The organism is Dyella lipolytica (assembly GCF_030160075.1).
Lineage (GTDB): Bacteria > Pseudomonadota > Gammaproteobacteria > Xanthomonadales > Rhodanobacteraceae > Dyella_B > Dyella_B lipolytica.
This window is the reverse complement of sequence record NZ_BSNQ01000009.1, coordinates 1,018,107-1,041,392: the sequence shown is the minus strand read 5'-3', so window position 1 is coordinate 1,041,392 and position 23,286 is coordinate 1,018,107. Positions and strand designations below refer to the sequence as shown.

Below are 23,286 nucleotides of genomic sequence, written 5' to 3'. Positions count from 1 at the left end.
ACTCCCACTGCTATCCCGGTTGCATACCGGGGCTATCGATGGTGCTACCGGCCCGACCAAGCCGTCCAGTGCTTTGCGCAAACTTAGGTGTTACATCTGATTTACAGGTCACAAAATCAGTTGAAAGCACAGGCTTTTGCCACAGCAAAACTTGCGCAGGCCTTAAGAGCCTCTTCACGGTTTCTTGATCGTCGCGCTTTTGGCATCGGTGCGCCGCGGTCCGTTCGATAACCCCTGACGCAACACTTTGAAGTCGCCTCCTCGAGTGCCTTGGCATATGGCACGGGCGCATTTGGATGTAGGCTATTCCCAGCGTCTACCTCGCTAGACGCCCGTCAAACGCCATCGCGGCGTGTTCAGGGGGTCATTGCATTAACAGGTGAAGCTCTGCGAAGGGCTCATAACGTATGGGTACGTCTGGGGGTGCGGACATACGATGGATGATCAGATCGAGATCAAAGTGTCGCCTGCAGTCGTCGCCGGGCGTGCGAAAGGTGGACGGCCGACGCAGCAGGACGACCTGATATGCCTCCACGATCAAGACGAAAAAGCCTGTCTGCTGGTCCTTGCCGACGGCATGGGCGGGCATGGCGCCGGTGAGCTTGCCTCGCGTTTGGTGATCGAGACCGCCTTGCAGTTGTGGAAGGCCGGTCGCTGGAAGGAGCAGGCAGGTGCGCTCTTTCTCGAAACGCTCTGCCAGGAGGCACACCAGCGGCTGCTACAGAGCCGGGATGTTTCCAGCGGTGCGGAGCCGCACTCCACCGTGGTATGCCTTTTGATTAAACGAGACCTGGCCTTCTGGGCTCACGTCGGCGACAGTCGTCTTTATCGTTTCAAAGGGCGGCGATTTCTGGGTTGCACGGTTGACCACAGCGTCATGCAGGCATCGGGTCACCACGGCCAGCAACACCTGCTTTTACAAGGACTCGGGGGTTCGCAAGCGCCGCAGGTCGAGCATGGCTGCATGCCCGCCCATGCGAGTCACACGTTTGTCATGTGTAGCGACGGGGTATGGGCTCATCTCTCGACCAAGGAACTACGAACCTACGTGCATCGGCACGAGCATGAGCATGCGCTCGAAGAGGCGCTACGGCTTGTTCTTCAGCGCGGTGGTGAGCAGGGCGACAATGCGTCGCTTATTTTTGTGCGACAGGGTTCGATAAGCGCGCCACGGCAGCGTGGTATCTATAAGTGGCTGGCTTTGTTCGGTCTCAAGTCCGCTGCCAAGAGCGGCAAGATGTGCGAAGCCCGTGATCAGGTCTGAGTAAGGATATAAAACGTGCAAACTAGTCTTCGATCGGTACGGCTACAACCATGGAAACCCGCGCTTCTCTTGCTGCTGGCCATCGGTTTGGGCGGATGCGATCTGGTCAACTCGATCAAGCAAAAGATGGGCACCGGGTTCGGCGGTCACGCCACCGCGCATCCTGCTCCCGCGGCTGCATCCGCGCCCCCGCCGGTGGTCGACACCCCGCCGCCAACGGAATCGTTGCCAGATTTGCCTCTCGCTACGATCGTAAAGAAGGACCTCCAGACCGGCCATTACGATGAGGGCGAAAAAGCACTGCGCCATTACCTCGAAACCCATCCCGGCGATCACCGCGCGCAGTCACTGCTCCATCAATTGACCGTCGATCCGGTGCAAATGCTTGGCGCTCCTGCGCGTACGCATACGGTCAGCCCGGGCGAGTCGTACAGCACCGTGGCCGCTCACTACCTTGGCGACGCCAACCTGTTTTTGGTATTGGCCCGGTATAACAACGCTAGCAACCCCTCTCTCTTGCGCTCCGGCGCGACGCTTCAGCTGCCTGCCTCGCAAAAGCGGATTTCAAGCGACGCCGATGCTGAAACATCTGCGACACCAGCAGCGGTAAACACCGACGCTGGTGTGCATTCGTCCGATCTATCGCGTTCGTCTGATTCATCCCGGGCCGAGTCGCCGGTTCAGAAAGCCCGCAGACTCGAGAGTCAGGGCGTAGCCTTGTACCAGCAAGGGGATAAAGACCGCGCGCTGGCGCTACTCGATCAGGCGTTGACGTTGGATCCCAAATTACCGCCTTCCGGACCGGTATCCGTAGAGATGCGCAAAGAACTGGTGGCGAACTATCACCAGCGGGCCATCGTGCTCTATCGGGATCAGCATCTGGACCAGGCGATCGCCTTGTGGAATCGCGTTCTTGCGATGGATCCCAGCTACGAGCCGGCGGCCGTCTACAGAGCGCGGGCAATCGAACTTAAGCAGCGCCTGCAACAGTACTAAGCCGACCGAGCAATGCTAATGCGCATCGTCGGCCGCCACGGTCGTACGAACGATTTGTGTGGGTTGCACCATCGGTTCCGACGCCATGGCGGCTGGCTGCGTACCGTGCTCGTGCACGTTGCTGCTTATCGCTTCATTCATCAGATTGAACGCAGCAAACAGCCGACCCAGCTCATCGCGGCGAGCAAGCCGTATGCGATGCTGATAATCGCCGCGCGCCACGCGCATGAGTGCGGTGGCCAGCAGATCCAGGGCGACCCGAAGACGTCGGAATAGCCAATAAGCGGCGATAAACACTGCCACGAGCGTGGCGAGCAACACCGCACCGATCACCCACAAGGCCGTTTCTTGCGCCGCGCGTAAAGGTGCTGCGCTGACACCGAGGCGTAAGCGCCCTACGGTTTTGGTCTGATAGCGAACCGGAACGTCAAAGATGAGCACGTCCTGCGGGTGGCCGCCGCTCACTAACTGAGTTTGGTAGCTGGTGATGTCATGCGGCAGAGACCGTTGCTGCGTTCCGGTAACCGGCTTCAAAGCTTGATCGATTTCGCCAGGCTGCGTGCTCGCGATGATCTGGCCGTCTCGGCCGGCAATGGCGAGGTAGTCGATTTGCTGGTTGCGGGCGATGTCTTCGACGAGCGCGCGCGTTGCCGCACGATCGCCAATGACAATATTTTCGGCGGCATCGCTGGCGATCAACCCTCCCAGCGAGCTGCCGAAATCGCGCGCCAATCCCGTCACCGCGATGTTTTGCATGCTGTAAATGGCGAACATGCCCACCAGCAATACGACGACGACGGTGGCGCCAAGCAGGCCGGCCCAACGCACACCCATCGAATGGATGCGGGTTTCGGGATGCGCATCGCGCGACCGCTCATAACTTTGGCGCGCCAAGCGCAGATCGTCGATAAGCTCCGCACCCCGCTGATAGCGGGCATCCGCCGACGGTGCGATCAGGGTGCGTACGATGTCGACCAACATCGGAGGCGTGGTCGGATCGCGCGGCTTGATCGGCGGCTCAGGCAGCCTTACTCGCTGCCTGAGAAGCCGCTCCATATCATCCGTGTAGGACCACGGAAGCCGCCCGGTGACCAGCCAGAACATCACCACACCAAGTGAAAACAAATCGCTGCGAGCATCGCCTTGTTCGCCGCGCAGACGCTCCAACGACATGTAGCTTGGCGTACCGCCCACTTCGTTCGATGATCCGGCCGTTCTAGCGCGAACCGAATCGCGCTCGGCAATGCCGAAGTCGGCGATCTTCGCGTACTGCCAGCCGTCGATCAGCATGATGTTTTCGGGTTTCACATCATGGTGGATAACGCCTTGCGCATGCGCGTAATCCAGTGCCGCGGCGAGCTGGCTCACCAGTTCGATAATGATCGGTATCGACGGGAAACCCTCGGCTGCGACGCGGTTTGCCAGCGTTTCGCCCAACAGGCGTTCCATCGCGATATAGGCGCGACCGTCTTCGGTTTCCCCGGTGTCGAAGATCGTGACGATGTGCGGGTGAGTGAGATACCCGGCCGCGCGTGCTTCAATCTGAAAGCGTCGCCGATAAGCAGGGTCGGCGGCCATCTCGCCGTGCAAACATTTAATGGCAACGTGGCGCTGGATGTCCGGATCGAAACCGGCGTATACGATCGACATGGCACCCTCGCCGAGAATGCCTTCGATACGATAACGCCCGATCTTGGTTGGACTGTTCTGGCCCATGGTCAGCCGATCACAGGAACCACCACGCCAATCCAGCCAACGCCAATAGCCCTAACAATGCGAACGCGACCCAGCGATAACGCCAGATGCTGTGCGAACCGTATTCGTGGGTAAGAAAGACAAATTCAGCTTGCCCGAGTCGCACATTGTCGCCATGAGCCAATACGGCCTCATGGACACGCTTGTCGTTGACAAAGGTACCGTTGGTCGACAGCGTATTCATGATCACGTAGTGACCATGTTGGTTGATGATCCACGCATGCGACGCCGATACGCTTGGATCGTCGACAACGAAGTCGCTGTCACTGCGGCGTCCGATGGTTTGTCGACCGGAGCGGAGCGGGTAGCGGCAGTCGCGTACCTTTTCGCTGGTACCTTTCAAGACAGGCTGAAATCGCGTGGCGCGCCCGTCCGATGCGACCTCATCTTCACGAGCGAATCGCTGCAGTTCGGTAACCGAAAGCAACCGGGTACCCTGCGGCCCTGTACGGCGTTTGTCAGCCTCGTTCGATGGCTGCTGGCTAGTGTTCATTAGACCCCCCCGGATCCTCGTCAGTCGAACTATAACCAAGTGGCTGGATAGGGCCATATTCCAGGGTCCGACGTGTCTTTGTAGTGACGCACGTCAGATCGCGCTACAGAAAACGAAGAGCCCGGCGTTAGCCGGGCTCTTCTGCAGTTAGCGCTGGCGCCAGTACCCGATATCAATCGCCATCGTCTTCATAGCGCGGAACACCGTATACGACCGTGCGGGTTACGACGGGGGCACTCTCATAGACCACCGTCGTCGGTTGTTGGCGATAAACCACCGTCGGAGGCGGTGCGTAATACACGGGCGGCGGCGCGACGGCGCCTTCGACCAACCCCGCTACCGCGCCTGCGACCACGGCTCCGGCAATCCAGCGTCCGCCGCTCCAATAGCCACCGCGACGCCAGCCATCGTGGTGCCAATCGTCATGATCGTGATGCCAGTCGCCACGATCCCAGCCGTGGTGATGTCCGCCATCATGATCCCAGCCGTCATGCGCTGAGGCACTCAATGGCGCAGCCACCAACGCTGCAACTGCCAACCCGATCACAATCCGATTGCCAACTAAGCGTTTGGTCATGACACACCTCCGTGGATTCGATGCCGATGCTCGGCTTCTTGCGATTAACGCGCACTGAAGCGTTTGCGATGTGCCTCGATTACGGCGCACTCACAACCAGCAGTGTGAAACCGTTCACTGGTTTGCCACGTTCGGCAGTTTTGGCGCCCACTAGGTAAAGCGTGTGGGTGGTGGGATCCAGGGCCAACGTGCGCGCGCTCTTCATCGTCGGCACGGTGGCGACGGCGGTGTAGTGATCCGCATCGTCCTGATGGATCACATTCAGAACACCTTCACGGCTCGGGCTGAAGATGGTCTGCGTCTGCGGATCGTACGCCACGGCGTCGGGCTCCTTGTTCACCGCGACCTTGGCGACTTGATGCCCATCAGTGGCATCTGTGACGATCAGCCATCCATTGGCGCATACCGAGAAAAGTCGCTTATGCGCGCTATCCAGGGCCAGTCCGGTAGGCCCTTCGCAGGGCGCCAATGACCAGGTGTCGCGAACGGTATTGGCGTGGCTGTCGATGTGTGCCAACTCGCCCTTGTCCTCAAGATTGACATAAACATTGCCGGCGCCATCGCCGGCAGCGAATTCGGGATTGCCAGCCAGTGCGATGGTGGTGATTTCTTTGGCGCTCGTCGGATCGATGACGCTGATGCTGTTGCTATCACCGTTCATCGCCAGCACATGTTCGCTGGCGCGGTCGTAGATGATGGCGTCCGGATCTTTTCCGCTCACGGCAATCTTGCCGGTGACCTTGAGCGTATCGAGATCGACCACGCTGATATCGTTGCCGTGGCCATTGCTTACATACGCCCGATGCAGGTCGGGAACCAATGCAACGCCGTGCGCGTGCTGCATGCCGGGGATCTCCTGCACCAGCTTTCCGCTGGTGGTGTCGACCACCATGACGCGATTGTCGCGCGCGATGAAAAGCTGGTGAGCCGGCACGTGAAGGGTCAGATAATCCCAGCCGCCAACGCCGCCCAGCGCGTACTGCTGGGTCACTTTGTAGGTTGCGGCAGGCGCTGATGCTGTTACTGGCGCGCTAAGCAGCGTAGTCAGCGCCATAGTCCATGCAAGGGCTTTCATGATCTTTTTCCTGAGTGGTATGGGATAAAAGCAAAGGATAAGTCCAACATCCTTAGATGTAGCCAAGCTCCGCAGCATCTCGCAACATGGCACATGAATGGCGATAAGGCGGGTCAAGGTCGTCCGGGTAAGCGGACGACCTTGGTGTTTCCTCGCATTTGTCAAAACTGGAAGCGAACACCGGCAAGATAGGTGATCCCATAGAACTCGCGCTGGATGGGACGGTCCGGCGTGCCCTGGTAAAACGCATGCGGCGTATTGAGCAGGTTCTTCGCGTCGAAATAGATGCTCCAGTTCTCCGGAAACTCATAGCTCGCACTGAAATCCATCGACGTGCGCGTTGCGTTGTAGACGTCGCTGGTACGATCGTTGCCAATGCTGAATAAGTCGGCGGACGTCGAGTACGCAGCAAGAGTCAGTGCCAAGCCTGAGCGCTTGTAGAACACCGAGGCATTCCAGGTATTTTTCGACGTGGACGGCAGCAGCGAATATTCGCCTGGCCGGATTTCGAAACGCGAGTCGACCCACGTGTAGTTGGCTCCCGCGCCAAAGCCGTTCAGCCAGCCCGGCAGAAACAGGAATTGTTGGTTCCAATTCAGCTCCAAGCCGCGCGCATACGAGGAGCCAATGTTCTTGTAGGTAAACACACGCAGCGGTTGCGAGTTGCCCGGAAAGAGACTGTTGGCGAACGATTGCGTCAACTGAATGGGAGCGATGTAGTTGGAGATTTCCTTATCGAAGATACCGGCGGAGAGGATTCCACCCTCGGGCAGATACTTCTCGAAGCTGAAGTCGAAGCTGTTGGCGGTAGCCGGCTTTAGCGCGGGATTACCCGTGGTAACGATGCCCGAGCCGAGGTCGACGATCAGCGCCGGATTCGACTGGTTGAAACCCGGTCGACCGATGGTGGAGGAATACGCGGCGCGCAGGATGGTGTCCGACTCAAGCTGGTAGCGGAACTGCAGGCTGGGGAAGAAATTGCTGTAGCTATGCTGGGTGCTGGTCGGCGTTGAGAACTGATTGCCCGCCGCATCTGTGCCAGTCGAAAACGCATTGCTGTGATCGCGCGTTTCCTCGTAACGAACGCCACCCAAGATACCCAGGTTGCCGTAGGTCGCGGTGTATTCGCCGTAACCCGCGTAGATATCTTCGTGCGAGTTCAGATACTGCTGCTGGCTACTTAGTATTTCGCCCGGACCGATGGTGCCGTAGCCGAAAATGCGTTGCAGTGCGCCAGGCATGATATCCACGCCGTTTTGATAGATGCCGTCGTAATAGGTTTCATTGCCGCCACTGGCGACGGCAGTCAGCGGCAACGCCGTGGTGGCGACGTTATACGGTTGCGCCGTGGTTTCCTTGTGTCTCCGACGTATGCTCACGCCGAAATTGAGCGACTCGTCGCTAAAACTGCCCCAATTGACCGGCGTCGATGAATTGACGGCATAGGTCATTTCACGATCGAAGTTGTAGGCCGTGCTGTTATTGATCCCGCTTAACGTGTAATTCGACGGGTCCAAATATCCCGGCGCGCCCGTGATCGTATAGACCGGCACGTGGCCGGGCCCGGTCGGGCTATACGTAATCTGTCCCGCAGCAGGTTGTGATGGCGAGTTGTACGTAAAGGTGGAGTTGTAGTCGTAAGGCTTTTTATATGTACCGTTAACGTAAGCGACGTGGTAGTCGATCGTCGTATTGCCTAGATCATTCTTGCCGCCAAGCATGTAGAAGCGCTCTTTGGACGTCTCTTGCTCGTCACGTAGCGACTTCGTGATCGCAGTCGCCGAGGTCAGCGTGTCCTGCAGCGAACCATTGGGCAGCACCGTGGTGTTGCCATCGGGGAACACATCGAAGAACTGGCGCCTATAGTCTTCGGTGTAACCCGCTTCAAACGCCCGGAAGTACCAATCGTTGTGGTCGTCGGGTTGATAGTCCACGTCCACGGCATAACCGTGGCGACGACGGTGCAACTCGTAGTCGCGCTGCTCGATATCGTTGACGGCTTGATAGGGATGCGCGCTGTCGTTGAAATAGGCCGGCTCGACGTCGTCGATGCCGCGTGAATCGACATGGCTCGATGCCGTCAATGCAATGGAAAGCGCACCGAAGCGGCCGCCGCCAGTGAACGAATAGTCCGTCACCTTCGTACCGCGCAATTCTTCGTAGCCTCCACCCACGTCGCCTTCGAGGAACGGCCCCTGCTCATCGGGCGCCGTTTTGGGCAGCACCTCGATGGTGCCGCCAAGCGCTTCGGCGTCCTGGCTCGGCAAGTTCGACTTAGTCACTTCCACCGCCCCGATGAAACCTATGGGGATGGAATCGAGCGCCACACCACGATAGCCACCGAAAGGCGACGCGTTATTGGTGGGCAACAGACGAACGCCGGCATAGGTCGTGCTGTTCAAATCGGCGTCGAAACCGCGAATGTTGACGTAGCGGCCTTCGCCTTCGTCGGTCTCCAGCGAAATGCCCGGAATGCGTCGAACAGCTTCAGCGGTGTTCACATCGGGCAGCGCGCGGATTTCGTCGCCGGTGCGGATGTTGATCAGATTGGGCGCGTTTTGCTGAGTAAGTCGAGCGGTTTCTTCCGTGGTACGTGGCGCGACAACGTGCACACCTTGCAAGTCCTTGATCTTCTTTTTCGCGCTGTCCGTGCCCGATGCGTCATTTGTTTCGTTAGACGGTGCGTTGTTGTCGGTGGTCACCGTGTGATCCGCGGTCGTGCTTGGATCGTTGGCCAAAGCAAAACCAGGCACGCAAAATGTACCGATACAAAGCGTGAGGGAACAGCGGATACTGCTGAGCAGTGCGCTGCGCAGTTTCGAAGATTGCATGTGATCGAGCCCCAATGTAAATAAAACAATTCCAGCTATGCAGCGAAATGCGCTTCATGTTGGATCGAGTGGACGCTCGTCGAAGTTAGGTCGTGCGAATGACTGACGGATTACGATACGCTTAGCTGATGCTGACGTTCTTGGTATTTCACACGCGCAATCGTCATTCGCTAAGAATAAACTCAGGTATGTTGTCAAAGAGCCATATAGACAGTCGTCAATCGCTGTCGTTGTCGCGCATTACCTAAGTGCACAAAGCAAGAAGCCCGCGTTGCGCGGGCTTCTTGTTTCTTATCTGATCGGACTACGCGCGTCGATGTAATCAGCGTGCGTCGGAAACGACGGTGGTCCCTTCCTGCACCTGGACGCGGTTGCCCGGGTCGTGATCCATACGCGTAGTGCGCTGGACACCGTTGTAAACATAGGTCACGTCATAGGCGACGACTCGATCGCCGGAGCCGCTTACGGTCTTGCATTGGTGCTCGGTGCTCTGGACCACCTGATCGTGCTGATGAGCCGCCTCGATACGATTGCCGGCGTATCCGCCGCCCACCGCGCCGGCGACGGTCGCCAACGTATTGCCCTTGCCGTGGCCGATCATGTGTCCGAGCAAACCGCCCGCCACTGCGCCGATCGCGGTTCCCGCGATATGGTGCTGATCTTTCGGCGGCTCGGTGTGGTTGACGACTACATCCTGGCAAACCTGCCGATCGCCGTCGGCGTGCCTGACGGGGGTGACGCTAACGACCTGGGCGTATTGCGGGCCCGCCTGCGCCGCGGCCGTAAGGCCACCGTCCGCCGAGGGGTCTGCACTGGCCTGTTGGTTGCAGGCTGCCAAATTCACGGTGAGTGCTGCGGCGATCGCAACAGAAAACACGTGGCGCGCGAACTTCTTCATCTATCCCTCCTGTTTCGAGTCTACTCAAACATCTGTACGCCGAGTTTCGCTGTTTTTGCGATCTCAAGACTTACAGCAACCTTACGTAATCCGGACGCGAAAGCGTGCGTAACGCGAGCCTAGAGCATGCCAAATAGCTCCGACGCCTATTGAGTACTTTGTCATGAGATCGTGCGCTGGTGGCAGGACGCCATCCTGCTCCGACAGCCGCGATTCATATCGCGATGAACGAAAAGCCCTTAGTGCAGCACTTTTAACGCTAGCGTCTACTCGTTGTGCAGAAAGCCGGAGAGGCACCGGAGCATGCATAGCGGCCCGATTGTACGAGCCGCTTCGACAGGCCCATGTCCTCTATATGCCGGCCGATCCGATCCCATAGCGCGCGTGCGCTCGCTTTGGCCACATCGATGTTTATCGGCATCGGCTATTTGCTGTTCTTTTTCTTTTCCTGCTTTGCCGCCTTCTTCTCTTTCATGGTCTTGGCGGGCTTCTTCTTGTCGCTCTTCTTTGAATCCATACCCTTGCTCATGTCGCTCTCCCGGTCATGGTTGTTGACCTGTTAGTGTGCGCCTTCTATGGCCTCGCCGTCATGCGGCACGTCTCCCATGGCCGAATCATTACTGCTTGCGGCACTATCCCGTTCACCGAACTGGAGAAGTCCATGTCTAGGCTCATGCAGGTCGTTTCGACATGCGTACTGTTGATGCTGGTGCCTTTGTCGGCCGCGGCTTGTGGCAATAAATCGGCCGATCCTATCCAGATTGTCCAGGCGCAGGTCGATGCTTACAACGCACACGATATTGACGCGTTTGCAGCCTGCTACGCGGATAACGTCACCATCAGCGATCTCAGCGGCAAACGCCCGACGATTACGGGTATGTCCGCTTTAAAGAAGGCTTATGCATTTCTTGCGAGGGAGCCAAAGGACTTCCGTGTTGCCATCATCCAACGCGCCGCCAGTGGTCCAACGGTAGTCGACCATGAACGCGTGATAGGTCTTCCGGCAGATAAAGGTCAGCCCGAGGCCATCGCGGTATACGAAGTGCGCGACGGCAAGATTCAAAATGTGTGGTTTCCGCCGAATAAATGATCAAACGTCGACGAGTTGAATAGCGGCTGAGGAAGACATTGCAACAAACGAAAACGTGCGCAGTCCTTGAGGTTAACTCATGAACGCTACGAAACTGGAAGGCGGATGCTATTGCGGTGCAGTGCGCTATGTGGCCGAAGGCAAGCCGATGTTGAAAGCGCAATGCCACTGTCGCGAATGCCAGTACATCAGCGGCGGTTCGCCGAACATGTTTCTACTCATGCCGGTGGATGGTTTCAGTTACACCAAGGGAACGCCCAAGCGATTTGCGCGAAGCGACCTTGAGCATCCGGTGACCCGGGAGTTTTGCGCCGAATGCGGTACGCATTTGACCACGCTTCGTCCAGGCTTGGACGCGATCATTTTGAAAGTCGGCACGCTCGACGATCCCAGCGTTTTTGGCACTCCGCAGATGGCCATTTTCACCGTCGATAAGCAGGCATTCCATCAGATTCCCGATGGCTTGCCGACATTCGAGCGTATGCCAAAACGATGATGTAGCGGTATTGCTTCTACTTCCCAACGAGACGACATACCGAGACAGCCGTCCGCTGGCCGTTTGCCGGGGCAAGGATGCGCTGAATAGGTTGGTTCCTTCAGCTCTGCACATTCCGCCAACGCGCTTGTGCCATAGCGGGATCGCTGACGCTCGGTGCTCCCGTTTCCACATGCCCGGCAAACCGATGCACAAACCCGCTCTCGGCGTCGGAGCGTGCCATCAGGTCATACCAGCCGTAGCTGTCGCCGAGATGCCACTTCTTCTCCGCGCGTTCTCCAGGCGCCAGCAAGTACGCGATGGATTCGCCGTTGTACGCGTTCTCTATCGACACGTTGCAATACGCATTGCCTTCGTTCGCCAATAAAAGCGCGAGATGGCCTTCATCACGGTGGTAGCGCGTGGCGATCTTCAAGGTCGTCTTGCGCGATGCGAGATCACCCTTGAAGTGTCGGAAGAAACCATTCGGTCCATGCACATAGAGGTCGTATGCCGCGGGTGTCGGCCACGCGGCGGAAAGGGATTTGCCCGCTTCCACCGTGTAATACCAGGGGCCGCTCGATGCGTTCGCCGAACGCACGTGAAAGCAGGCGCCGGCGCGTCCGGCGTTTTCGAAGTCGATCCAGAAATTCCCGTCTTGAGCGGCCCGTCCGGTGGCCCGCAATTCGTAGGGAACGGCGCGGGCAAGTCTCAGGCCCGGTTCCTGGTCCGGCAGCGTTTGATGTGCCGGAGGCGTGGGCGAATAGTCGGGATGACGCTGGTCATCGGGCGGAACATAAGCGCCCGTGCTGGGCAATGACGGGCGGCTGCCGTCGGGCTTCGAGAAATCGAAAGCGGACGTGAGATCGCCCGACACCGTCCGACGCCACGCCGTGATATTGGATTCTTGCAGATTGGGATAGCTCGACTCGAAACGTCGCTCGATGAATCGAATGATCGACGTATGGTCGAACACTTCCGAGCAAACCCAACCGCCCTTGCTCCACGGCGACACCACGATCATCGGTACGCGTGGCCCCATGCCATAGGGGCCGCTCGGGTAGTAAGCGCTGCCCGGGAAAATTTCGTTGACCGTCGTTACGGTCGATTGCCCTTGCGAGCTGGATGGAGGCACGCACGGCGGCACCATGTGATCGAAAAAGCCGTCGTTCTCGTCGAAGGTGATAAACAACGCGGTCTTGCTGAATACCTCCGGGTTGCTGGTCAGCGCGTCCAGCACCTGGGAGACGTACCAAGCGCCATAGTTGGCCGGCCAGTTCGGGTGCTCGGTATAGGCTTCGGGCGCAACGATCCAGGAAACCTGTGGGAGGTTGTTGCTGAGCACATCCTCGCGCAGCACGTCGAACGGCGTGCCGCTCACGGCGATGTTGGTGCCCGTCTTTGCCTTCTCGAACAACGGGCTGCCCGGCTGCGCGTTCTGGTATTGGAAGAAGTACAACAGCGAGGTGTCGCCGTAGTTGCCTATATAGGCGTCGTCGGTCCAACCCCAGTAACCGTTGGCATCCAGACCTGTGCCGATATCCTGATAAATCTTCCAGGAGATGCCCGCCTTTTCGAGCACTTCCGGATAGGTGGACCAGGAATAGCCCGCTTCGGCGTTATCGATCACCGGACCACCGCCGGAACCGTCGTTACCGACCCAGCCTGTCCACATGTAGTACCGATTGGGGTCCGTCGGTCCCATCACCGAGCAGTGGTACGCGTCGCAGATGGTGAAAGCGTCGGCGAGTGCGTAATGGAATGGAATGTCGTCTCGCGTGAGATACGCCATCGTCGTCGTGCCTTTGTTTGGCACCCATTGGTCGTAGTGGCCCTGATTCCACGCTGCCTGCGTGCTGATCCAGTCGTGCGCGAGGTCTTCCAGAAATTGCAGCCCCATATCCGGCGCGGTGGGATGAAAGGGAAGCACATAGTTAGAGCCATCGGGCTGATGCCACACCGTATTGCCCGTAGGCAGATTGACGGGGCGGGGATCGCCGAACCCACGCACACCACGCAGCGTGCCGAAGTAATGATCGAAGGAACGATTTTCCTGCATGAGCACAACGATGTGCTCGACATCCTCGATGGAACCCGTTCGGCGATGGGCGGGAATTTCCAAGGCGCGCGCGATGCTTGCAGGAAGCATGGAAGCAAGCGTCGTGCTGCCCAGGAGTTGCAAGAATCGCCGGCGGTTCATCGATGTCATGACACGTCCTTCGTCGCAGCGCGGGGGAAGCTCTGCAACTTAGGTTTCAGGCGTTTCAGTCGAGTGACATCCATGCGCCAACCATGGGGTTGTGTATGTCACATCACACAATTCGATGGCGTGATGACAAACGACGCGTGCAGGCGCTTCATAAGTCACGCACGTATTACGTTTAGGTGACTTTTGACGCTTCGCCGACGGCCGAAGGCATCGTCCGAAGGGGTCGCCTGGCGGTATTGCATTGCAGATACCGTCGTGTCTACGATGTATACATGACTCGTTTGACCACCGCCGAAAAAATTCTCCGGGCTGCTCATCGGCTGTTCGATCGCGAGGGCGCCGACGCCGTGACCATGCGCCGTGTGGCCGATGCGGTGGGCATCACGCCGATGGCGATCTATCGCCATTTCCCCAACCGCGAAGCGCTGCTGAAGAGACTCTCCGACGACAGCTTCAACACCGTCGCACACGAATGGGAAGCGCACTCGCGGAGCCCCGACGTGCTCCAGCGGCTGATGGCCCTGGGGGAGCCTTATCTGGATTACGCGCTGGCGCATCCGCACCTGTTCGATCACGCTTTTTCGGTGCGCCGTGACGACGCGCGACGTTATCCCGAAGATTTTCGTGCGCGTCGCTCACCCACCTTTAACGTCGGGCTCGACGCGGTGATCGAAGGCATGGCCCAGGGCGTGCTGAAACAGGACGATCCATACGACGTCATGATGACGCTGTGGGCGCAGCAACACGGCTTGATCGCCCTCTATCGCGCGGGCCGCTTCAGCTACGACGAGGCGCAGTTTCGCGCCTTCTACCTGCAATCGTTAGGGAGATTGATCGATGGCATCAAAGCCTGATGGTTTTGCGCCACTGACATGGTTGGCAGCAACGGCGTTGTCTGCGCTGATCTGGTGGTTCGGTAGCGGCTTGCAACCGGTGTGCTGGATGACGTGGCTCGCGCCGCTGCCGGTGCTATGGCTCGCGCCGCGTGTTCGCGCGCCCTGGGCCGCGTTGGCAGCGTTCGCGGCGTACGCAGTCGGCGGCCTCAATCAGTGGGCCTATCTGCATTCGTACCTCGGTCTGCCCATACCCTTCATCGCGTATGCCATCGGTACGCCCGGCCTCATGCTGGCGCTATGCGTGCTGCTGTACCGGCGATTGTTGCTATGTGGCCGTGCGCTAGCGGCGGCGCTGGCGATGCCGACGGCATGGGTCGCCGTCGAATACATCAACAATCTACTTTCGCCGCACGGCACCTTCGCCAATATCGGTTACACGCAGATGGATGCGTTGGCGATCATCCAGATCGCTGCCGTCGCAGGCCTCTGGGGCATCGGCTTTCTGGTGCTGTTGTTGCCGGCCGCCATCGCCGTGCAGGTTGCGCCGCAGGCCACGAAACGTGCGCGCATCCGGACGGGCGCGATCGCCGCGTTGTTGATGATCGCCACTGTCGCCTACGGCGGTTGGCGACTGCAGACGCCGGCCACAGCAACCATGCGCATCGGCCTGGTATCGCTGGAGAAACCGATCCGACCCGCATTGACCGAGGCAGACGGCCAGGTGCTGGAAGCGCGTTATGTCGCGGCCGTCAATCGCCTCGCAAGCTCAGGCGCCCAGATCGTGCTGATCCCGGAGACATCTTTCGCGACAACCGATGCCAGCATTCCGGCATTCGCGGAGCTGGCGAAGCAGCGTAACCTCACGGTGGCCCTCGGTATAGACTTCAAAGGCGATCCCCACGCCGAACGCAACACGCTGACGGTGTTCCAGCCGAGCGCCATGTCGCCGGCAACCTACTACAAACATCACCTGATCCCCGGCTTCGAAAGCCAGTACACGCCGGGTGACAGCTATACCTTGCTCGGTGGCGCACCGCGCATCGGCTTGGCGATCTGCAAGGACATGGATTTCCACGATATCGGCCACGCCTATTCAGCGCGCGATACCCAATTGCTGCTGGTACCCGCGTGGGATTTCAACATAGACGGCTGGCTGCATAGCCGCATGGCGATCATGCGCGGCGTGGAAAGCGGTTTCGCGATCGCGCGCGCCGCCCGTTCCGGACGACTTACCTTGAGCGACGATCGCGGTCGCGTCGTGGCTGAAGCGTCCAGCGAAAAGCATGACGCCGAACTGGTGGGCGATCTGCCGCTACGCGAAACGCACACGCTGTATGCGCGTTGGGGTGACTGGTTCGCGTGGTTGGATCTTATCGCCTTGGCGGCGTGTCTGGCGCTGGCCTTTCTGCCCCGTCGGGCATCAACGTAATGAGCGGAGCCAATGTCTGTTTATTGCGATGATCGGCGCCAAAACTTGTGTAGTTGCCTGTTATCGCCTTGCTGACGTATGGTCACAGGTTCCAACGCTTCGATGCGATTCGGATCTCTCGCCCCATCCCCCACCTGCAAGAGAGGCATGCCATGGTCAATGTCACCAAAGCCAAGCAACGACGCGATGCGCCGTTGAAAACACCCAATGCGCTCGGCAAAGACGCACAACGCGATATTTCGGCGGAACTCAATGCGCTACTCGCTGATATTTTCGCGATCTATTTGAAGACCAAAAATTTTCACTGGCACATGTCGGGGCCGTATTTCAGGGACTACCACCTGCTGCTGGATGAGCAATCCGACGAAATCTACGCCACGATCGATCCCGTCGCGGAACGCGTACGAAAGCTCGGTGGCACTACCTTGCGTTCGATCGGCCACGCCGCGCGGCTGCAGCGCCTCTCGGACAACGACGCGGATTTCGTCACGCCGGCCGACATGCTCGCCGAGTTGCGCGAAGACAATACGCGCCTTGCCGCCTTCATGCGGGAAACGCATGCCTTGTGCGATCGCTACAACGATGTCGCCACCGCCAGCCTGTTGGAAAACTGGATCGATGAGGCGGAACGCCGCGTTTGGTTTCTATTCGAATCCGGCCGCACCACCTGAGTATTCGCTTGGCAACAATCTGCCGTTCGACGGCGTCATGGGCAAACTGAGAGTGTCCGCTTCCGAAGCGGGCACTTTTGTCGTGTCCAAAGAGGTGGCCTATGAAGATGTCGATTGTGCTCTTCTGTTGTTTGTCCGCCATGCCTTGCGTGGTCGCAGCTGGTAGCAGTCCCGCTACGGTCGACGATAAAACGTCGACGGCCTTTGCCTCGACGGCGACGAGCATGCCGCCTCCAGAGATGTCCGCGCTTTACCCCCGGATCGGCAAATGGAACGTCACCATTCGCACAGAGCCCGGAAGGAGTTCGCCCAAAGGGGGCATCGATCGTGGCGTGATGACCATTACGAAAGGTCCGGGCGGTTTCTCGATCGTCCAGGACTTTTGGTCGCGAGGCACCAGTGGAAACGTCGTTGGCCAAAGCTATGCCTGGTGGGATCCTCACGCGAAGTCCTACAAAAGCGTGTGGTGCGACAACATGCAAGGTTGCACCGAATTTACGACGGTAGTTGAGAAAAACACGTGGACCGTTGAGCTAGATAGCGAAGCCGATGGCGAGAACGTGCACACGGTCATTCATGCCGCGATGAGTGCGGATCACAACACGATCCACGAAGAGGTCACGAACTCTTACAACCATGGCACCGCGGAGACCGCAACGGTCAGTGACTACAAACGGGTTGTAACGGGCGCCAACGAGAACTGACTTCGCGACATTACGCCACCAGCGAACGTCCGCGTTCGAGCCAAGGCGCAGTCTGGTTTGCTGAACTGAGCATGCCTTCTGGCACTGTATATAGGTCACTGGCGTATTTACCGTAGCGAACGAGGCCAAGTTTCCCACATCAATGCGATGTGCTTTTGCACCCTTTGAGTACGCAGTTGCGCCGAATTGTTATGTTTCAGAATGATTACCGTGCTGCGCTCGTGTTGGCAGGCAGTTTGCTTATCGCTTTCTCGGCAATTTGCGATGATGCGCACGCCGAGTATCAATCCTTGGCGGACTCCTCCGATGCAAACGGCGATACCGATGCCGCTCGTTGCCATCGTTACGACACTTTGCAGCCGCAGGGTACGACGAACCCTTCGATCAGCACCTGCGAAACCTTGTCGCCTGGACTAGGCGGATCTCGCGGCAAACTGGCTGACAGCGGCTGGATGATTGAAGGTGGCGTTTACCTGGGCGGCACTTTCGATTTGTTGAATCATGGCGCCCGCCCCCAACTTTATATTGGACAAGATCCCACGTATCGGGCTAACACGTTCATCTATGTCACCTACGATTTATCCCGCATGGGTTTCGCTGGAGCATCGCAGTTGGTGTTCAACGCGAATGTGCAAGCGTTCTCCTACAAACAGGAGAATCCGACCGGCTTCGCCATCAACAGCCTTTACGTCAATCAACGTTTCAACGATGGGCGGCAGCAGCTGCAATATGGTTATGACGAACTAGGAAACCAATTTTACGGCTTTTCCCTAGGAACCAATTCGACGACATCGCCGGCGGGTGTCGGAAGTTCCATCCCATACGAAGTCGGATTTATCTTTAACAAGTCGGCGCCCGAGGTCAATCTACGCTTGGCTTCGGCGAGCAAACACTTTTACGAGCGTTTCGGCGTCACGCGTAGCGTGGATCCCAACGGACCCCAAGCGGATTGGGACAGTAATAATTTCTGGGGGCTGAAGTGGCATATTCCCGGTGCCGAGGCGCTTTATATCAATGAGCTTGGCTACCAGATCGATCCCGCTCCTCAGCAAAGAATGACGTGGATACGTCAGGGTGTGATCTATAACGAAAGCCGCTTTCCCAACTTCCATGGTGGATATAGCGATGGCAACTATGCCTACTATCTGGTGGGCGACTATCAGTTGATCCCAACCGATGCCATGCAACCGTTCCGCGGGTTCTACATCAATGTGAAGGCCGACTATGCGCCGCCCGATCGAAACGTCTATAGCGGGGATATTGGCACTACGTTCTACGTATTAGGTCCTTTTGGACAGCCTTATGACGTGTTGGCGCTGGGCTATACCTTCAATCAATTGAGCGGCTCCTTTCAACGCATGCGACAGGCAAGTGGTTTCACCGCGGTGGACTTCAGCCGTAACTACGCGCTGTCCTACGTCCACCGTTTGACGCGTGGCGTTTATCTGTCCAATCAGCTCAGTTATACGGTCAACCCCATTCCGTCGCCGAAACAGCCGGCAGCTTTAACCTGGATGAGTTCGCTTTCGTTGTCTTACTGAGTTTGAAAGCCCAAGGAGTTTGCGCGCAAGGGTGGAAAGGGGTGCTTCGACGTAACGGAACGTCACCCAGGCACAGATCACCGCAGCGACAGGGCGGATGATAAAAAGCACTGCATTGGACGTGTCGTGATTCATAGGAATGGCACCGGCAACGCGCTGCAGGATTTCAAACACGTAAACATGAACCAGATAGAGCGAGTAAGAAATATCTCCCAGCCACACAGACCAAGCGGGCACGTTGATCGCACCGATCTTCGCAAGCATGACGGCACCGAAGAATAGGATGGTCATTGGCGCTGCCCAGCCGTGTGGACCAAAGAAATTCACCATGCCCAGGCGATTCCATCCGATCGACAGCAGCAGCCCTGACACCATCACCATGGCGTAGATCGTCCCAATCCGTTCGATCTTGAAGTCAGAGACGTAGAGCCACCCACCGAGCATGCCGACAACGAAATCCCACACGATGGGATTGATAGCGAGGTTTGCATACCTGGACCACTCCACTAACGATTGGGAGGCCACGTTCAAGTTGTAGTTGCCGCGAATGAGCGGAATAACCACCAAGGTCAAGGCAAACCATGCGGCCATGGCGACGTAGCGCCACCGTCCGAACAGCATGCACGCGGCGAACAGCAGATAGAAATAACACTCGAAGCACAGCGTCCAGGCCACGCCGACGGCCATCTGAAAATAAATGCCAGACGCACTCGGATCGTGCGGAATGAAGGCCAGCCCTTCCAGATAGGGAAGCAGGATAGAAGGATCGAGGAAACCATGTATGCCGTGTTCCACCACGAGCGCGACGGGCGTCACCACCGCGAACAGAGGCCATATTCTGGCTGCCCGCTTGGCCATGAACCGCCAGGCGTAAGCCTTGGTACCGTCGAAGTCCTGGCTGGTGAACACCATCAGAAAACCGCTGATGATGAAAAATAGATCGACGCCCATGCCCATCGGCAACAGGACATGATTGGCAACGACTTTGCCCGCCGCAGTATCCATAAGCACACTGCGGCTGTGGACCATCACGACCATGAACGCCGCGGCTCCCCGCAGCGCCTGTACCCATGCCAGCTTGTTCTGTCGCACTGCCATCTGTCGTGAGTGCCCGCTTGCGCCTCATTTGGTTGAGCGGGCACCGGATACATCGCGTCAACGGGCTTGAGCACTTCGGTGCGACGTGAAACGATCATGCCAATGACCAACAAAACCGACTCCGCGCAATATTTGCGCGATCTCGCACGACTGCGCCGCGTTCGCGATCGGATCGACCGGGAGTACGCGCAACCGCTGGACGTCGAGTCGCTGGCCCGTGGTGTGCATATGTCAGCCGGTCACCTCAGTCGCCAGTTCCGGCTCGCTTATGGCGAGTCGCCTTACTCCTATCTGATGACGCGACGCATCGAGCGCGCGATGGCGTTGCTGCGTCGTGGCGACCTCAGCGTTACCGAGGTCTGTTTCGAGGTCGGCTGCGCATCGCTGGGCACCTTCACCACACGCTTTACCGAGCTGGTCGGCATGTCGCCCGGCACCTATCGGCGCCAGGAGTCGCAGGCAGCGTTGGGGATCCCGTCGTGCATGGCGAAACAAGTGACACGACCGGTCAGGAATCGAGAAGCGCCACCCACCGAGCCGGAAATAGACTGATCGCCATGGACTTCACCACCACTGAGAGAGACACCATGGACATCACCATTCACTCCAGCTTCCTCGCGCAGAACGACCCGGACGCCGCTTTGGCCTTCTATCGCGACACCCTCGGCTTCGAGGTCCGCAACGACGTCGGATACGGCGGGAAGCGCTGGATCACGGTCGGCCCGGCGGGTCAGCCAGGCATTTCCATCGTCCTGTATCCGCCGGACGCCAGCCCCGGCATCACCGGCGACGAACAACGCACCATCGCCGAGATGATGGCCAAGGGCACCTTCGGCATCATCCTGCTGGCCACCAAGGACCTCGCAGGTGCCTTCGAGCAGCTGCAGGCCCGCGACGCCGATATCGTTCAAGAGCCAACCGATCAGCCGTATGGCGTTCGCGACTGCGCTGTCCGCGATCCCGCAGGCAACATGATCCGTATCCAGCAACTGCGCTGAGCCATTCGGCGGCGTGGCGTCACGATGAGCGAGGCCACCGGGAAAGACACGCAGTCACCTGCACTGCGTGTCGCCGATAACTACGATGCGCTCTCCCGCTTCAGGCTTCGACGAAATCGTCGTTTTCGGTATCGGCAATGACACGATTGCGCCCGGTGCGTTTAGCCCGATAGAGGGCGGCATCCGCTTCTCTGCACAATCGTTGCAACCCGTAGCCGAAGGCATCGGTGGAGGCCACGCCAACGCTGGCGGACAGCGATAGGACACGCCCGTCTGTCTCGACGGGCGTCGCTTCAATAGCTAACCGGATGCGATTGGCGATGGCAACGCCTTGGTTGCGTGAGCACTCGAGCAGCAGCATGCCGAACTCCTCACCACCCAGGCGGCCGAACAAATCCGTTGGGCGCAGGTGTTGTTGGCAGATGACGACGATATGTTTCAACGCGACATCCCCGATGGCGTGACCGTGGGTATCGTTGACCTGTTTGAAGTGATCCAGGTCGATCGATACCAGGCAAGCTAGGCCAAGCTTTTTCTCCAATACGCGCAGGACCCGATCGGCCTCCGTGATGAAGTGCTGATGATTGAAGATGCCGGTGAGTCCGTCTTGATGAGACAACTTCTTGAAGCGAAGCTGCGAGAGCTTCAGCCGGTACAGCCAGAAAATGACCGATGCCAGCACCACCAGCAGCAGGGCGATATAGAGCCGACCGGCCTCGACCGCCTTGGTGTCCAATGCCTGCTGCAATTGCAGGATGCTGTTCTGCTTGCTCAGCTTTTCCGTTTCGAATTTCTGGACAAGCATCTGCTGCTGGGCCACCTCGTAGGCCAGCGCCCTGGCACTGACGTCATTGAGATTGCCTTTGTCCTGGGTGACGTAGTGCTCGTAGTACGAGAGTGCGGCGGCACCATGGCCTTGCCTCTTCTCGACTTGGTAAAGCACGTCGTAGGCCACCATCAGCCACTCGCTGATGTCGCCCGTGTGGCTCATGGCCACGGCGGCGAGGGCTGCTTTCCGGGCGTCGTTGTCGTTGCCTAGTTTGGCGTAGGCCTGCGCGAGCTCCACCTGTGCGGAGAGCATGTGCGGGTAGTAGTGGTTGGCACGGATACCCGGGGCGATCCGATCGAGCAGTGCCATCGCCTTGACGGGTTGGTTTTCGTCCAGATAGAGGCTGCCTAAAGTCAGCCACATGGCATTGGCGAAGACCGGATCCCCGACGGCTACGCAGGCATCGATGGCTCGTTGCAGTTCCGGGCTGGCGGATGTCAGCCGTTTGCCGTTGTAGAGCGCCGCGGCTTGCATGGACAAGGGGCGACATAAGTTCTCGCCAGGAGGAACCGCGTCCTCCGCCATGCGTGCGTATTGGATGGCCAAATCGGTTTGACCAGCAAAGTCGAGCATCTGCGACAGGCCCGTCAGGAGCGTGTAGCGCACCAGCGGATCCTTGACCTGGGGCAGACTGGACGCCACGCGATTGGCAAGCGCGAAGGCCTCCTCGTAGCGTCGGTTGGTCGCCAGATTGTTCAAGAGCTGCGCCGATGCCTTGGCAGCCAGGGTCTCGTCACCGGAGTGATCGATCACGTCGCGAAGCTCGGCCTCGGACGTGGCGTAGTTACCCTCGAACATCGTTTCCCATGCATCCAGATAACGCAGATGCCATTGCTCGTCGGTCGTCAGGCGGGGTGCTTCGTGGTGGATCTGTTCCAGCATTTGGACGAAACGCGGGTGATCTACCGTGCGCAGCCTCTCGGTCTGGTCGAGGAATTGGGCTGGATTCGTAACCGGTGCAGCGGCATGGCCGGGCTGCACGAGCACGCACCAAGCCATAGCCGCGATTGCGGGCCATGGCCAGATGCGGCTCGGCAGCCCAGGCATGTCAATGTCGCTTATTGTTTGGAGGGCGTCTTGCTTTTGTCAGGCGCCGGGGTTTCGAGCGGCTCTTCCTCTGCCGGCTCTTCTTCGTGACCGGGCGTCTGGGTGGACTGCGGCGGTTCACACGTCGGGCATCCAAGCTCCTTGGACAACTGCGAGCTATCGCCGGATGCCACCGCGACGGTGAGCGCTTCGGGAGCCTGTGCCTTTTCGAGCATGGCGGTCAGTTCCTCGGTCGATGCATGACGCAGCGAGGCGTCTCGGCCGATGGCCTCCAGCAAATCAATCGTGTCTGTCATGTGATTCCCCTGTTTTCCTTGATGGTCATGCAGCAGTTTGAAGAAGCCGGTATAGCGATGCCATGTGCTCATCAGCTTGATAAAACTTGATGACGGCCGTCATCCGTACTTCTTGATAGTGCGAAGTGCTGGCGAAGCTGCTTTTCCCCGAGCCGGCCGTGGCATGAAGATCAC

The 23,286-nt window shown here is 58.5% G+C and carries 21 protein-coding genes; 11 read left to right on the top strand and 10 right to left on the bottom strand.

What is annotated here, in order from left to right:
• The first annotated feature begins 436 nt into the window (after positions 1-436).
• Both QQL64_RS17915 and QQL64_RS17910 read left to right on the top strand, forming a co-directional pair.
• The gene (locus QQL64_RS17915) at positions 437-1,264 is read left to right on the top strand and encodes a PP2C family protein-serine/threonine phosphatase (protein ID WP_284402088.1); all 828 of its coding nucleotides are present in this window, start codon (positions 437-439) and stop codon (positions 1,262-1,264) included.
• A gap of 15 nt (positions 1,265-1,279) precedes the next feature.
• A complete protein-coding gene (locus QQL64_RS17910) occupies positions 1,280-2,260 on the top strand; it encodes a tetratricopeptide repeat protein (protein ID WP_284402086.1) in 981 nt (326 codons plus the stop codon).
• Between the two features lie 15 nt (positions 2,261-2,275).
• Here QQL64_RS17910 and QQL64_RS17905 read toward each other — a convergent pair whose 3' ends face one another.
• From QQL64_RS17905 to QQL64_RS17880, 6 genes are all read right to left on the bottom strand, one after another.
• A complete protein-coding gene (locus tag QQL64_RS17905; protein WP_284402084.1) occupies positions 2,276-3,976 on the bottom strand; it encodes a protein kinase domain-containing protein in 1,701 nt (566 codons plus the stop codon).
• Positions 3,977-3,986: 10 nt separating this feature from the next.
• Entirely contained in the window at positions 3,987-4,508 is a 522-nt protein-coding gene (locus QQL64_RS17900) for an FHA domain-containing protein (protein ID WP_284402082.1), read from the bottom strand.
• Between the two features lie 172 nt (positions 4,509-4,680).
• Positions 4,681-5,085 (bottom strand): hypothetical protein, encoded by a 405-nt coding sequence (locus tag QQL64_RS17895; RefSeq protein ID WP_284402079.1) that lies wholly within the window; start codon positions 5,083-5,085, stop codon positions 4,681-4,683.
• Between the two features lie 79 nt (positions 5,086-5,164).
• Positions 5,165-6,160 carry a YncE family protein gene (locus QQL64_RS17890; RefSeq protein WP_284402077.1) on the bottom strand — a complete coding sequence of 332 codons (996 nt, stop codon included), beginning with the start codon at positions 6,158-6,160 and terminating at the stop codon, positions 5,165-5,167.
• 161 nt (positions 6,161-6,321) lie between these two features.
• Positions 6,322-8,991 carry a TonB-dependent receptor gene (locus tag QQL64_RS17885; RefSeq protein WP_284402075.1) on the bottom strand — a complete coding sequence of 890 codons (2,670 nt, stop codon included), beginning with the start codon at positions 8,989-8,991 and terminating at the stop codon, positions 6,322-6,324.
• A 322-nt stretch (positions 8,992-9,313) separates the two neighbouring features.
• On the bottom strand, positions 9,314-9,889 hold the full coding sequence (locus tag QQL64_RS17880; RefSeq protein WP_284402074.1) for a glycine zipper 2TM domain-containing protein: 576 nt from the start codon (positions 9,887-9,889) through the stop codon (positions 9,314-9,316).
• 544 nt (positions 9,890-10,433) lie between these two features.
• Between QQL64_RS17880 and QQL64_RS17875 the strand changes: the two genes are divergently transcribed.
• The gene (locus tag QQL64_RS17875; protein WP_284402073.1) at positions 10,434-10,979 is read left to right on the top strand and encodes a nuclear transport factor 2 family protein; all 546 of its coding nucleotides are present in this window, start codon (positions 10,434-10,436) and stop codon (positions 10,977-10,979) included.
• Between the two features lie 79 nt (positions 10,980-11,058).
• The gene (locus QQL64_RS17870; RefSeq protein WP_284402071.1) at positions 11,059-11,475 is read left to right on the top strand and encodes a GFA family protein; all 417 of its coding nucleotides are present in this window, start codon (positions 11,059-11,061) and stop codon (positions 11,473-11,475) included.
• Between the two features lie 100 nt (positions 11,476-11,575).
• Here QQL64_RS17870 and QQL64_RS17865 read toward each other — a convergent pair whose 3' ends face one another.
• A complete protein-coding gene (locus QQL64_RS17865; RefSeq protein ID WP_284402070.1) occupies positions 11,576-13,663 on the bottom strand; it encodes a phosphocholine-specific phospholipase C in 2,088 nt (695 codons plus the stop codon).
• 272 nt (positions 13,664-13,935) lie between these two features.
• Between QQL64_RS17865 and QQL64_RS17860 the strand changes: the two genes are divergently transcribed.
• From QQL64_RS17860 to QQL64_RS17840, 5 genes are all read left to right on the top strand, one after another.
• Positions 13,936-14,517, top strand: coding sequence for a TetR/AcrR family transcriptional regulator (locus QQL64_RS17860; RefSeq protein ID WP_284402068.1), 582 nt, complete (start codon positions 13,936-13,938; stop codon positions 14,515-14,517).
• Positions 14,501-15,928 (top strand): nitrilase-related carbon-nitrogen hydrolase, encoded by a 1,428-nt coding sequence (locus QQL64_RS17855; protein ID WP_284402065.1) that lies wholly within the window; start codon positions 14,501-14,503, stop codon positions 15,926-15,928. The genes QQL64_RS17860 and QQL64_RS17855 overlap by 17 nt, the downstream gene beginning before the upstream one ends.
• A 152-nt stretch (positions 15,929-16,080) precedes the next feature.
• Complete coding sequence (locus QQL64_RS17850; RefSeq protein ID WP_284402064.1) at positions 16,081-16,599, top strand: Dps family protein; 519 nt, start codon at positions 16,081-16,083, stop codon at positions 16,597-16,599.
• A 101-nt stretch (positions 16,600-16,700) separates the two neighbouring features.
• A complete protein-coding gene (locus QQL64_RS17845) occupies positions 16,701-17,303 on the top strand; it encodes a hypothetical protein (protein ID WP_284402062.1) in 603 nt (200 codons plus the stop codon).
• A gap of 164 nt (positions 17,304-17,467) precedes the next feature.
• Positions 17,468-18,844 carry a hypothetical protein gene (locus QQL64_RS17840; RefSeq protein WP_284402060.1) on the top strand — a complete coding sequence of 459 codons (1,377 nt, stop codon included), beginning with the start codon at positions 17,468-17,470 and terminating at the stop codon, positions 18,842-18,844.
• Here the strand turns inward: QQL64_RS17840 and QQL64_RS17835 are convergent.
• On the bottom strand, positions 18,809-19,942 hold the full coding sequence (locus QQL64_RS17835) for an acyltransferase family protein (RefSeq protein ID WP_284402059.1): 1,134 nt from the start codon (positions 19,940-19,942) through the stop codon (positions 18,809-18,811). The two genes, QQL64_RS17840 and QQL64_RS17835, sit on opposite strands and share 36 nt — an antisense overlap.
• 102 nt (positions 19,943-20,044) lie before the next feature.
• Here QQL64_RS17835 and QQL64_RS17830 point away from each other — a divergent pair, with 102 nt between their 5' ends.
• Positions 20,045-20,494 carry a helix-turn-helix transcriptional regulator gene (locus tag QQL64_RS17830; RefSeq protein WP_284402057.1) on the top strand — a complete coding sequence of 150 codons (450 nt, stop codon included), beginning with the start codon at positions 20,045-20,047 and terminating at the stop codon, positions 20,492-20,494.
• Positions 20,495-20,529: 35 nt separating this feature from the next.
• Positions 20,530-20,940, top strand: coding sequence for a VOC family protein (locus tag QQL64_RS17825; protein ID WP_284402056.1), 411 nt, complete (start codon positions 20,530-20,532; stop codon positions 20,938-20,940).
• 100 nt (positions 20,941-21,040) lie between these two features.
• On the opposite strand, the gene QQL64_RS17820 is transcribed toward QQL64_RS17825, so the two are convergent.
• Together QQL64_RS17820 and QQL64_RS17815 are read right to left on the bottom strand one after the other, a co-directional pair.
• Positions 21,041-22,756, bottom strand: a complete 1,716-nt coding sequence (locus QQL64_RS17820) for a tetratricopeptide repeat-containing diguanylate cyclase (RefSeq protein ID WP_345782664.1) — start codon at positions 22,754-22,756, stop codon at positions 21,041-21,043.
• 71 nt (positions 22,757-22,827) lie between these two features.
• On the bottom strand, positions 22,828-23,184 hold the full coding sequence (locus QQL64_RS17815) for a hypothetical protein (RefSeq protein ID WP_284402055.1): 357 nt from the start codon (positions 23,182-23,184) through the stop codon (positions 22,828-22,830).
• Positions 23,185-23,286: the final 102 nt, after the last annotated feature.

What these genes read in the sequence shown, in the direction of transcription:
- QQL64_RS17915 (WP_284402088.1), top strand. Translation starts at nt 437, where the DNA reads ATGGATGATCAGATCGAGATCAAAGTGTCGCCTGCAGTCGTCGCCGGG.
- QQL64_RS17905 (WP_284402084.1), bottom strand. Translation starts at nt 3,976, where the DNA reads ATGGGCCAGAACAGTCCAACCAAGATCGGGCGTTATCGTATCGAAGGC.
- QQL64_RS17900 (WP_284402082.1), bottom strand. Translation starts at nt 4,508, where the DNA reads ATGAACACTAGCCAGCAGCCATCGAACGAGGCTGACAAACGCCGTACA.
- QQL64_RS17895 (WP_284402079.1), bottom strand. Translation starts at nt 5,085, where the DNA reads ATGACCAAACGCTTAGTTGGCAATCGGATTGTGATCGGGTTGGCAGTT.
- QQL64_RS17890 (WP_284402077.1), bottom strand. Translation starts at nt 6,160, where the DNA reads ATGAAAGCCCTTGCATGGACTATGGCGCTGACTACGCTGCTTAGCGCG.
- QQL64_RS17885 (WP_284402075.1), bottom strand. Translation starts at nt 8,991, where the DNA reads ATGCAATCTTCGAAACTGCGCAGCGCACTGCTCAGCAGTATCCGCTGT.
- QQL64_RS17880 (WP_284402074.1), bottom strand. Translation starts at nt 9,889, where the DNA reads ATGAAGAAGTTCGCGCGCCACGTGTTTTCTGTTGCGATCGCCGCAGCA.
- QQL64_RS17875 (WP_284402073.1), top strand. Translation starts at nt 10,434, where the DNA reads ATGGTTGTTGACCTGTTAGTGTGCGCCTTCTATGGCCTCGCCGTCATG.
- QQL64_RS17870 (WP_284402071.1), top strand. Translation starts at nt 11,059, where the DNA reads ATGAACGCTACGAAACTGGAAGGCGGATGCTATTGCGGTGCAGTGCGC.
- QQL64_RS17865 (WP_284402070.1), bottom strand. Translation starts at nt 13,663, where the DNA reads ATGACATCGATGAACCGCCGGCGATTCTTGCAACTCCTGGGCAGCACG.
- QQL64_RS17860 (WP_284402068.1), top strand. Translation starts at nt 13,936, where the DNA reads ATGACTCGTTTGACCACCGCCGAAAAAATTCTCCGGGCTGCTCATCGG.
- QQL64_RS17855 (WP_284402065.1), top strand. Translation starts at nt 14,501, where the DNA reads ATGGCATCAAAGCCTGATGGTTTTGCGCCACTGACATGGTTGGCAGCA.
- QQL64_RS17850 (WP_284402064.1), top strand. Translation starts at nt 16,081, where the DNA reads ATGGTCAATGTCACCAAAGCCAAGCAACGACGCGATGCGCCGTTGAAA.
- QQL64_RS17845 (WP_284402062.1), top strand. Translation starts at nt 16,701, where the DNA reads ATGAAGATGTCGATTGTGCTCTTCTGTTGTTTGTCCGCCATGCCTTGC.
- QQL64_RS17835 (WP_284402059.1), bottom strand. Translation starts at nt 19,942, where the DNA reads ATGGCAGTGCGACAGAACAAGCTGGCATGGGTACAGGCGCTGCGGGGA.
- QQL64_RS17830 (WP_284402057.1), top strand. Translation starts at nt 20,045, where the DNA reads ATGACCAACAAAACCGACTCCGCGCAATATTTGCGCGATCTCGCACGA.
- QQL64_RS17825 (WP_284402056.1), top strand. Translation starts at nt 20,530, where the DNA reads ATGGACATCACCATTCACTCCAGCTTCCTCGCGCAGAACGACCCGGAC.
- QQL64_RS17815 (WP_284402055.1), bottom strand. Translation starts at nt 23,184, where the DNA reads ATGAGCACATGGCATCGCTATACCGGCTTCTTCAAACTGCTGCATGAC.